The organism is Phenylobacterium sp. (genome assembly GCF_035309685.1).
Classification (GTDB): domain Bacteria; phylum Pseudomonadota; class Alphaproteobacteria; order Caulobacterales; family Caulobacteraceae; genus Phenylobacterium.
Genome location: NZ_DATGEX010000061.1, coordinates 35,624 through 46,390 on the forward strand (window position 1 = coordinate 35,624; position 10,767 = coordinate 46,390).

Below are 10,767 nucleotides of genomic sequence, written 5' to 3' on the forward strand. Positions count from 1 at the left end.
CCCGCCCCGACGTCCATGACGGACCGGGCCGCGGAGCCGCACCGCAACCGCGGCGTCCTGCACCTGTTCGACCGCTTCCGCAGCAAGAAGCCCGCCCAGGATGAGGACACGGCGCCCGAGCCGCCGACCGCGGCCACCGGCGAGTTGGTCAGCCAGGCCCGCGCCTTCCAGGACCTGCGCGTCGAAGACGTGATGCAGCCGCGCGCCGACATCGTGGCCATCGACCGCAGCTGCTCTTTCGCCGAGCTCACCGCCCGCTTCGTCGAGGCCGAGCACAGCCGCATGCCGGTCTATCGGGAGACGCTCGACGAGCCGGTGGGCGTGGTCCACGTCAAGGACGTCTTCAAGCTCCTGGCCCGCAAGACCCACAGGCCCAGGCCCACCGACAAGGTGCTGTCGGGCCGCCACAACCTGGTGCGCCCGGTGCTCTATGTGCCGGCCTCGATGCGGGCCTCGGAGCTCCTGGGCCAGATGCGCGCGCAACAGACCCACATGGCGCTGGTCATCGACGAGTTCGGCGGCACCGACGGCCTGGTGACGCTGGAGGACCTGCTGGAGACCCTGGTCGGCGAGATCTCCGACGAGCACGACGACGCCGACGACGACGGGCATGCGCCGATCGCGCAGGACGGCGCGGGTTGGATCGTCGATGGGCGCACGCCGCTGGCCGACCTGGAGGAAGCGCTCGGCGAGGGCGTCGACCTGGCCCCGCCCGACCTCGACGAGGAGATCGACACCGTGGCGGGCCTCGTCAATGCCCTGGCCGGCCGGGTGCCGCAGCGGCGTGAGATCGTCGACCATCCCGGCGGCTACGCCATCGAGGTGATGAGCGCCGACCCGCGCCGGGTGAAGCGCCTGCGCGTCCGCCGCGTGACGCCGCCCGCGCCGGCGCAGGCCTGAACCTGCATGATCTGGTCCAGGGGCTGGCCCGCCCGCGCCTTGACGCTGTTCGCCGGGATCGCCGCCGGCCTGGGCCACCCGCCGTTCGGGTTCATTTTCGGGCCGCTGGGTTACGCCCTGCTGCTGGCGCTGATCGACGCCGAGGGCGCGCCGGACGGACCCAGGCGCCCCCTGCGCCAGGCCTTCTTCCGCGGCTGGCTGGCTGGCGTCGGCTACTTCGCCGTCAGCGTCTGGTGGATCACCGAGCCGTTCATGGTCGACGCCAAGGAGCAGGGCTGGATGGCCCCCTTCGCGCTGGTGCTGATGGCCGGGGGCCTGGCGCTGTTCTGGGGCTTGGCCAGCCTGCTCTACCGGGCGCTTAAGGTCCCTGGGCCGGCGCGGGTGCTGGTGTTCGCCGGCTGCCTGGCCGGTTTCGAATGGCTGCGCGGGCACGTCTTCTCGGGCTTTCCCTGGGACCTGCCGGGCGAGACCTGGGCGGCCGGGACCGCGCCGTCTCAGGCTGCGTCGCTGATCGGCGCCTATGGCCTGACCTGGCTGACCGTGGCGATCGCGGCCGCGCCCGCGGTGCTGGCCGACAAGGGCCGGGCGCGGGCGAGGATCGCGACCCTGGCCGCGGCGCTCGCCGCGCTCGCCGGGCTCTACGGCTACGGCGCCTGGCGGCTTGAGACGGCGGTGAAGCCGGCTCCCGGCGCGCCGGTGATCCGGGTGGTCCAGGCCAATATCGACCAGAAGAACAAGTGGAAGCCTGAGAACCTGCGCATGGTCTTCGACACCTATGTCGACCTGAGCACCCGCAAGGCGGCGGTCCAGCCGGCCATCGTCATCTGGCCGGAGGGCGCGCTGCCGGCGGTGATCGACGAACTGATCGCGCCGGGCTCGCCCTATGGCGCGGCCTTGCGCGATACGCTCAACCCCGGCCAGACCCTGCTGATGGGCGCCAATCGCGCGGAGGCCGGCCCGAACGGTGTGGCGCGGTACTTCAACACCCTGGTCGCCTTCCGGCGCGAGGCGCAGGCGCTGCGGGTCACCGGCGTCTACGACAAGCACCACCTGGTGCCGTTCGGCGAATACATGCCGGCCGGCGAACTGGCCTCGAAGGTCGGCTTCCGCAGCCTCGTCCACATGCCCGACGACTTCACCGCCGGGCCGCCGTCGCAGCCGATCGCGCCCTGGGGCGTGCCGGCGGTGCAGGTGCTGATCTGCTACGAGGCCTTGTTCCCCGGCGTGACGCGGGCGGGCGCGGCGCGGGCGGGGCTGCGGCCGGCCTGGATTCTGAATGTCTCCAACGACGCCTGGTTCGGCGAGGGGTCGGGCCCGCTGCAGCACCTGAACATCGCCAGCTACCGGGCCATCGAGGAAGGCCTGCCCATCGTGCGCGCCACGCCGACCGGCGTCTCGGCGGTGATCGACGCCTACGGACGCATCGTTCCAGGCGCCCGGTTGGGCCTCGGGCGGCTGGGGGTTATTGACGCACCCCTGCCCCCTGCCATTGAAAAGACTGTATTTTCCCGCGTTGGTGACCTCCCATTCTGGGGACTGGTGCTATTGTCTGGCTTGATCGCCCTGGCCTATCGTGTTCGCAGACCGCAAGTTGAGGGTCGCGTCCAGCCTTAGATCACGTCCGGCGGTGTGCTTGTCCGGCGCCGTTACGATGGGAGCAGTTTTGGACAAGTCGGACGAGCCCGAAACGGGGCCCAATCCCATCGATCGCCACGTCGGTCTGCGAATAAGAATGCGTCGCAAAGAGCTGGGGATCAGCCAGGAGCGCCTGGCCGAGGCCATCGGCCTGACCTTCCAGCAGGTGCAGAAGTACGAGCGCGCCGCCAATCGGGTGAGCGCGTCCAAGCTGTGGGAGATGGCCCGGGCGCTGTCGACCAACATCGGCTATTTCTACGAGGGCCTGGGCGACGCCGCCTCGGGCGATGAGAATGGGCCGCCGGGCGCCAACATCCCGCGCGAGACCCTGCAGGATTTCCTGCTGACCCCGGAAGGGATCGAACTGGCCAGCGTCTTCCCGAAGATCTCCAAGGGCAGGGTGCGCCGCAAGATCCTCGACCTGGTCCGCGCCATGGCCGGCGAGCCGGACGCCGGCGACATCTGAATCCCTGCCGGGGTCCGTACTTAACCAGGTGACGCCAATGTGCGCTTGGCGGGACATAAAGATATCTTTATAGGTTCGCCGCCTATTTGGGCCGGCGCCGACCTGATCGCGCGCGCCGCCACCTCCGGGAGCCAGCCCCTTGAGCCGTTCCAGCTACATCTTCACCTCGGAAAGCGTCTCCGAGGGCCATCCCGACAAGGTCGCCGACCGCATCTCCGACACGGTCGTCGACGCCTTCCTGAGCGTCGATCCCGAGGCGCGCGTCGCCTGCGAGACCCTGGTGACCACCAACCGCATCGTGCTGGCGGGCGAAGTCCGCGCCGGCAAGGCGGGCGGCTCGAAGAACGACAACAAGGCGCTGACCAAGGAGATCGTGAAGGGGCTGGAGCCGAAGGTCCGACAGGCGATCAAGGACATCGGCTACGAGCAGAAGGGCTTCCACTGGCACAAGGCCAAGTACGCCTGCCACCTGCACCCGCAGTCGGCGCACATCGCCCAGGGCGTCGACGCCACCGACAAGAAGGACGAAGGCGCCGGCGACCAGGGGATCATGTTCGGCTACGCCTGCGACGAGACCCCGGCGCTGATGCCGGCCACCCTGCAATACAGCCACGATATCCTGAAGAGGCTCGCCGAGGTGCGCCACTCCGGCGAATGCCCGGTGCTGGAGCCGGACGCCAAGAGCCAGGTCACCCTGCGCTACGAGGACGGCCGCCCGGTCGAGGTGCTGCAGATCGTCGTCTCGACCCAGCACAAGAAGCGCATCGGCCTGCACATCGCCACGCCCAAGCGCATCGAGGGCGTCATCCGCCCCTACGTGGAAGGCGTCTTCCCGCACGGCCTGATCACCAAGAAGACCAAGTGGCACGTGAACCCGACCGGCCGCTTCGAGATCGGCGGGCCGGATGGCGACGCGGGCCTGACCGGCCGCAAGATCATCGTCGACACCTACGGCGGCGCGGCCCCGCACGGCGGCGGCGCCTTCTCCGGCAAGGACCCGACCAAGGTCGACCGCTCGGCGGCCTACCTCTGCCGGTATCTCGCCAAGAACGTGGTCGCCTCGGGCCTGGCCAGGAAGTGCACGATCCAGATCAGCTATGCGATCGGCGTCGCCCAGCCGCTCAGCTTCTACGTCGACCTGCACAACACCGGCGAGATCGATCCGGCGAAGCTGGAGCTGGCCTTGCCGGAGCTGGTCGGCGGCGCGACGCCGCGCGCCATCCGCGAGCACCTGCAGCTGAACCGCCCGATCTACGCGCGCACCGCGGCCTACGGCCACTTCGGCCGCCAGCCGGACAACGAGGGCGGCTTCTCCTGGGAGCGCCCCGACCTGGTGGATGAGCTGAAGAAGCTGGCCTAGGGCGAGCGTCCGGCGTCCAAAACAAAAACCGCCGCCGAGGGAGCCCTCGGCGGCGGCTTGCTGTCTTCAGGCCGCTTGGATCAGGCCATGGCGGGCGCGATGCGGCGGCGGCGCATGATCGCCCCGACCCCGCCGAACCCGAAGATCATCATCGCCCAGGTCGCCGGTTCCGGCACCGCGTTGACCGCCCAGCTGTAGAATTCCTCGTGGGACCCTAGCGTCTGGCCGATGGTCGTCCGAAGCGCCCGATCGTCCATCGGCGACGAGAACACCGTCAGATCGAAGTGGTGGTTGCCCGCCAGCAGCAGATTGAGGTCGCCGGCGGTGTTGTTGCCGAGCGCGCCGGCAAACAGGGTCGTGTGGGTCGTCAGGTCCGTCAGGCTCAGGAAATTATGAGCGTTCGGGAAGTTGAACGACTCCGACAGATCGTAGGTCAGATCCAGCACAGACGTGTGGTCGATGCTGAAATCGTACCTGATCTTCTGGCCGCCGTTGAAAACGTCGGCGGCCGAGCCCGCCGTGTAGACGTTGGCGACGGTGTTGCCCAGGAAGGCGAAGGTCGCGTCGCCGGCGTCGGTGAACGCCGCCACCGCGCCTTCGGTGGCGGTCGCGTCGGCGTTCGTCACCGTGGTGGTGGTGGTGATGAAGGTGTCGGGGTGGTGAATGGGGTGCAGATGGTGGATATCGCTCGGCGCGAAGGTGTCCGGATGGTGCACCGGCGTCACCACCAGATGGGAGGTGGTCGCGGTCACGGTGGCCGTGGCGTCCGTCGTCAGCGGCGAACCCGGCAGGCTGAACGCATCGGCAAAGGCATGCCCGTTGCTGAAGGTGTAGCTCGCCGCGTTCAATCCGTTACCCGCCGCGGCCGCCGTCGTGTTGACCGTGGTCAGCGACAGATAGTCGAACGTCACCGCGGCGCTGGCCGGCGCGGCCATGACCAGAACGGCCGCCGAAGCCAGGAGAATGGTCTTCATCATGTCCCCCTCAATCCTTTCAATACTGGCGCCCCGGGTAGAACCCACGCGACATCTGGGATGTCTTGTGCGCCAATCTCTCAAGGACAGCGATGCAACCAACGTGCCAGCAGGGCGTGTGCCAAGCTGTGACGCAATGATGGGGGAGAAAAGACTCAATACAACTGCGTTCTCTTTTCAGGAGAATCGCGTCGATTATAGTATAATGGATGTATAATGATTAACCATGGCGCGATGTATTTTATGATGAGGTATAATTCCCTTATAAGACGCCGCCTGGCGACGGAGACCAAGGTTTTGAACGCAGCCCGCAACGCCGGCGCCCATGTCGCCTGAGACGCCCCGTCTGCGCTCCTACGGCCGTCTGAAGACGCGCACCATCAAGCCGCGGCAGGCGGCGCTGATGGAGACCCTGCTGCCCAGCCTGCGGCCGCCGACTGAGCCGTTCGATCCGCGCACGCTGAAGCCGGATGCGGCGCCGGATTGGGCCGAGGTCTGGCTGGAGATCGGCTTCGGCGGCGGCGAGCACATGGCCGCGCAGGCCGCACGGCGCCCCGAGCTTTTGATCCTGGGGGCCGAGCCGTTCCAGAACGGGGTGGCGAGCGCGCTGCGCCACATCGACGAAGCCCAGTTGACCAATGTCCGCGTGCTGGACGGCGACGCGCGCGAGCTGATGGCGCTGATGCCGAGCGCCTGTCTGGACCGGATCTTCGTGCTGTTCCCCGACCCCTGGCCGAAGAGCCGCCACAACAAGCGCCGCATCGTCCAGGCCGAGACGGTCGCGGAGTTCGCACGCCTGCTGAAGCCGGGCGGGCGCCTGCGCTTCGCCAGCGACTGGGCCGACTACGTGGACTGGAGCCTTGAGCGGTTCACCGCCAGCCCGGACTTCCGCTGGGCCGCCGAACGCGCCGACGACTGGCGGGCCCCTCCGGCCGACCACATCACCACCCGCTACGAGGAAAAGCGCCTGGGCGACTGCGCGCCGGTGTTTCTGGATTTCGTGCGGATTTAGCCCGCGTCCTTGTAGCGCTGGATCGCCGCGCGGATCAGGTCGGCAGTCTGTTCCGGCTCGGCCCAGCCGGTGATCTTCACCGACTTGCCCTTTTCCAGGTCCTTGTAGTGCTGGAAGAAGTGGGCGATCTGCTCGGTGAGGATGCCCGGCAGCGATCGCCACGAGTCCACGCCCGTATAGAACGGATGCAGCGCGTCCACCGGCACCGCCAGCACCTTCTCGTCGCCCCCGGCCTCATCGACCATCATCAGCGTGCCGATCGGCCGCGCCCGGATGATCGCGCCCGGCACGACAGGGGTCTGGCCCACCACCATGATGTCCATCGGGTCGCCGTCGTCGGCCAGCGTGTGCGGGATGAAGCCGTAGTTGCCCGGATAGAACATCGCGGTGTGCAGGAAGCGGTCGACGAAGAGCGCCCCCGACTCCTTGTCGATCTCGTACTTCACCGGCTCGCCCCCCTGCGGGATCTCGATGATGGCGTTGACGTCATAGGGCGGGTTCACACCGACGGGGATCTTGGAGAGGTCCATGAGGAGGGGCTTTCGGACACACAAGGGGAGGTCGCGTGGTGTGTGGACCATCTCGGCTCGAGGGGGAAGGCGCCACCCACGGCCATCGAGGCCATCGTCGACTAAGATCGAGGATGACCTCGACAAACCGCCGACGCGCTGGTTACCCGGCCCGCGTGAGCTCAAGAAGCTGTCGATAGGAGAAGTTCTCCGGGTCGCCAAAGGCGTCCTCGAAGAATGCCTGGTCTTCACGCGCTTCAATTTCATAAGAGCCAAGCACAACGGCCGACCTGATTGCGTCGACCAAGACTTCAGAACTCAGTTTGGGAACCCCGTGGTGAACTCCGAGCCTGATGCTGCCTTCGAAGATTCTGGTGGCCTTGTCGTCTCGTTCGTCCAACGCCATTCCGAGCCGCCCGCAAGCGACCTCGGCGACCAGAAAGCGGCGGTCGGCTTGCATTTTGAAAAGCGAACGGAATGCCGCGGCCGCGCCCGACAATGACAATTTGCATTGTTTGGGGCTCAGGAGCTCCTTGTCGTCGGCCAACGACTTACCGGCAGACCATGCGTCTATCCCAGCCTCGCCGATTGCGCCGGCGACGCTGCTCCATTCGTAGAAGAGGCCCCGATCGACCGGAAGCTTTCCGATCCGGTCCCTCAGCATCCGCATGGCGAGCGCCGGGCAGCCGGTACGCCGGAGGATCGATGAGTAGACTGCGGCTCTATGGACATCTGCCGGGGCCGCCTCGTAGAGCGCCTTGGCTATTTCTCGGGCGACTGGCCAGCGACCTTCTTCGCCGACGAAGTATTCCGGCAATTCAATCCGCCACGCGCCAATTTCAGGCGTTGGTAGCCCAGCGAGGGATCTCCGAAGCGCTGTCCGAGCCAGCACAGGGTACCACTGGTCGATGTCGTAGTTTTCCTCGCGCAACACCGCGCAGGCCTCCTCAGCGATCCGGCGATGGCGCGTCAGTACGTAGGTGTCGCCAGCATCGAGCATGGCCTCACGCCTCAGCACCCTGAGCGCCTTGGCCTCTAGCTCGTTGACCTCACAACCAGCTGCCCCAGCCAGCACAGCGTGTGTCAGATAGAGTTGATTCTCGGCATGCATCGCCGCGACCATGACGTAGATGTCGCGTAAGCTACGCTTGCCGACGACGGGCTCAGGGCTCAATCCAAGCAGCAGCTTGCGAACGTGGCCTCGCATATCGTCGCCATGACGAGCGCCCAACAGCGCGCCGAGCAAGGCGCCCTCCTGCGGACGGGCCGCAAGATCGTAAGCAAGCCCGACCAAGGTCTTCGATGCGGTTTCTACGTCGCTGCCTTTAAGCTTACCCATGGCGTCGTCGCCCCAGGCTGCCCATCCTTCGACGATCCGCCGAGCATCTGGCAGGCTCAGGCCTCTAAGCGTCTCCACGTGGAAATCGGCCACCTGCGCCCACCGACCCGGCGCGAGGTGCTTCGCCTGCCACTCACTATCGCGCGCGGCAAGCAGGAGATGCACGTCGGTCCTTGGGCCAAGTGACTTGAGGGCGAGGATCAGAGCTTCGCCAATATTGTCCGCATCGTCGGCCGCGATCAGCCACGCGACGCCGGACCGGATGGGCAGATTGGCGAGGAAATCTTGTGGCGCGGTGGCAAAGGCGGCATGCCTGTGAAGGCAAATCCAGTGCTGGTCGGAAGCGCAGAGCAAGTCGGCGGCGGTCTGCAGCACGGCGGTCGATTTGCCTTCTCCGCCTGCGCCGCTCAGCAGCAAGACGATTGGCCGGCTCGCGCCTCCATGCGCTACACGCAGCCTTGCCGTGAGCCTTTCCATGATCGCGCGTGGCTTGACGTTTTCGGCCAACGCAAGACGCCAGGTCGGATTGAAGCCGTCGAAAAAGGCCGCCATCATTTCCCTTGAGGGCGGGTCCGCGCGGATCTTCTGAATATCGGCGCCGTCGACGATTTCCCAACCTTCGGGAGCGGCGAACATCGGCGTCTCGACCGAGACCGGGGGTGCGGAGCCGGGCAGAGCGACAGCGAACGCCTGCTGGCCCTTGATCTGATCAGCTTCGTAGCCGGCCCCAATGTCCCAATTGTATTCGCTGGTCTCCTCATTCCAGATGCGAGGTTCCAGCACCGCACGACCTTCTGCCGGCCGCGCCTCGGCCCAAATCAGACCGTTGCGCCAGCGCGGCTTGTCATGCGCCTGGTAGGCCGAGGGGGCCTGGATGGTCAGGGCGCTCCGCGCTTCGTAGCCGATGCGGCCAGTTGCTGTGGCGTGACGATGCCCGTGCAGATAGATGGCCTTTTTCTGCTTGAGACGTTCGCGGAAGCGTTGTCCGTCGGAATCGTCGCCATCGCCGACCAACGCCTCGATCGGGTGGTGGCCGAGGACGAAGAGCAAATCCGGGTTGGCTTTGTCGGCCGCCGACAACGCCGCATCGATCATCTGGCGGCCTGGCGTCAGCTTTCCCCAGTCGTGATCGTCGTGGCTCAGCCAAGCCGTGTTCAGGCCGACCACGGCGACCTGGGTCGAACCAATCTTTTGTGACCAGGAGACCGATCCCGCCTCCGACTCCAGCCAAGCTGAGCCCCAGGCTGAAGTTCGGCGGTCGAACGCGGAATAGGCGGCAAAGCGCGGCAGCAGCACGTCTTTGCGAAAGATCGCCCCTTGGTCGCCCGTGCTCTGGAAGCGTTCCGCCTCTCCCGGTTTTTCGAACCAAGCGCGAGGATTCGTTGAGCGCTCGCGATCCAGGTCGTGGTTCCCCGGGACCATGAAGATCGGAGTTTCGCGGGGAAGAAGCTCCTTCAGCGGCGCGATGAAATCGCACTCAAGAGAGAGGTATTCGCTTTCCTTTCCCGCGAAGGCCAGATCGCCCGTCAGGAAGACAAGGTCCGGCGGGTTCTGGCGCTTCACCTCTTCTAAGATGTTGGCGTACATGCGCCGTCGCAGATGGCCGTCACGCTTGCTCTCGTGGATGTCGGATAGATGTAACCAGCGAACAGGCAAGGAGCGCCTCCGAAGCGGAGGCTATCTATGGTGGCGACGAAGAGAAGCCGTCAACGGCTGCGCGAGTCGCAACAAGGGCTGACAAACCCCTCTCGGCACTCTATATTCCCCTCAACATCGTCCGTTTCCGCTGTATGGCGGCTACGAGCGGCGGGCTCCGGCCCGGCCGCTTTTTTCTTTGCCGGAGCCAGGCCTGACGCCCATGCGTGGGAAGACCGCCGAAGACCTGAACCTGTTGGAGCTGCTCGACCCTGTGGCCGAGGCGGCGGGCTACGCCATCGTTCGCCTGCGGCTGATGGGCGGCGAGCATGTGCGGCGGCTGCAGATCATGGCCGAGCGGGCGGTGGATGGGGACATGAACGTCGAGGACTGCGCGCGGCTGAGCCGCGCGATCTCCGAGATCATGGACGCCGCCGACCCGATCGCCGGGGAATATACCCTGGAGGTCTCGTCCCCCGGCGTCGACCGGCCGCTGACCCGGCTCGCCGATTTCGAGACCTATGAGGGCCATCTGGCCCGCATCGAGCTCGACCGCCTGGCCGAGGGCCGCAAGCGCTTCAAGGGCGTGTTGGCCGGCGTCGACGAGGGCCAGGTGGCCTTCGATATCGAGGGCGAGGACGACACCGCGCTGATCCCGTTCGCCTGGATCGCCGAGGCCAAGCTGGTGCTGACCGACGAACTGATGAAGCGGGGCGCCGATGTCCGCGCCGCGCGCCTGCAATCCGAATCCAATTCTCAATCACCGACTTCCGAGTAAGAGGGAAAATCCCATGAGCCTCACCGGCATTTCCGCCAACCGGCTTGAGCTGCTGCAGATCGCCGACGCGGTCGCGCGCGAAAAGTCCATCGACCGCGAGATCGTCATCGAGGCGATCGAAGAGGCGATCCAGAAGGGCGCCCGCGCCCGCTACGGCGC

General features: G+C 66.5%; 10 protein-coding genes. 7 read left to right on the plus strand and 3 right to left on the minus strand.

Annotation, left to right across the window (positions count from 1 at the left end):
• The first annotated feature begins 15 nt into the window (after positions 1-15).
• From VKQ35_RS18610 to metK, 4 genes are all read left to right on the plus strand, one after another.
• Positions 16-900 carry a hemolysin family protein gene (locus tag VKQ35_RS18610; RefSeq protein ID WP_324364213.1) on the plus strand — a complete coding sequence of 295 codons (885 nt, stop codon included), beginning with the start codon at positions 16-18 and terminating at the stop codon, positions 898-900.
• A gap of 6 nt (positions 901-906) precedes the next feature.
• The gene (gene lnt / locus VKQ35_RS18615; RefSeq protein WP_324364214.1) at positions 907-2,514 is read left to right on the plus strand and encodes an apolipoprotein N-acyltransferase; all 1,608 of its coding nucleotides are present in this window, start codon (positions 907-909) and stop codon (positions 2,512-2,514) included.
• Positions 2,515-2,551: 37 nt separating this feature from the next.
• Complete coding sequence (locus VKQ35_RS18620) at positions 2,552-3,001, plus strand: helix-turn-helix transcriptional regulator (protein WP_324364215.1); 450 nt, start codon at positions 2,552-2,554, stop codon at positions 2,999-3,001.
• A gap of 139 nt (positions 3,002-3,140) precedes the next feature.
• A complete protein-coding gene (gene metK, locus VKQ35_RS18625) occupies positions 3,141-4,361 on the plus strand; it encodes a methionine adenosyltransferase (protein ID WP_324364216.1) in 1,221 nt (406 codons plus the stop codon).
• A gap of 80 nt (positions 4,362-4,441) precedes the next feature.
• On the opposite strand, the gene VKQ35_RS18630 is transcribed toward metK, so the two are convergent.
• Positions 4,442-5,335 carry a PEPxxWA-CTERM sorting domain-containing protein gene (locus VKQ35_RS18630; RefSeq protein WP_324364217.1) on the minus strand — a complete coding sequence of 298 codons (894 nt, stop codon included), beginning with the start codon at positions 5,333-5,335 and terminating at the stop codon, positions 4,442-4,444.
• Positions 5,336-5,660: 325 nt separating this feature from the next.
• On the opposite strand from VKQ35_RS18630, the gene trmB reads away from it, so the two are divergent.
• Complete coding sequence (gene trmB, locus VKQ35_RS18635) at positions 5,661-6,347, plus strand: tRNA (guanosine(46)-N7)-methyltransferase TrmB (protein ID WP_324364218.1); 687 nt, start codon at positions 5,661-5,663, stop codon at positions 6,345-6,347.
• On the opposite strand, the gene ppa is transcribed toward trmB, so the two are convergent.
• Together ppa and VKQ35_RS18645 are read right to left on the minus strand one after the other, a co-directional pair.
• Positions 6,344-6,877: an inorganic diphosphatase gene (gene ppa / locus VKQ35_RS18640; protein ID WP_324364219.1), complete on the minus strand. Its 534-nt coding sequence runs from the start codon at positions 6,875-6,877 to the stop codon at positions 6,344-6,346. The two genes, trmB and ppa, sit on opposite strands and share 4 nt — an antisense overlap.
• Before the next feature lie 142 nt (positions 6,878-7,019).
• Positions 7,020-9,851 carry a metallophosphoesterase gene (locus VKQ35_RS18645; protein ID WP_324364220.1) on the minus strand — a complete coding sequence of 944 codons (2,832 nt, stop codon included), beginning with the start codon at positions 9,849-9,851 and terminating at the stop codon, positions 7,020-7,022.
• Positions 9,852-10,053: 202 nt separating this feature from the next.
• Between VKQ35_RS18645 and rimP the strand changes: the two genes are divergently transcribed.
• Together rimP and VKQ35_RS18655 are read left to right on the plus strand one after the other, a co-directional pair.
• Positions 10,054-10,608, plus strand: a complete 555-nt coding sequence (rimP, locus tag VKQ35_RS18650; protein ID WP_324364221.1) for a ribosome maturation factor RimP — start codon at positions 10,054-10,056, stop codon at positions 10,606-10,608.
• 13 nt (positions 10,609-10,621) lie between these two features.
• A partial coding sequence (locus tag VKQ35_RS18655; protein WP_324364226.1) for a NusA N-terminal domain-containing protein occupies positions 10,622-10,767 on the plus strand: 146 nt, incomplete at its 3' end.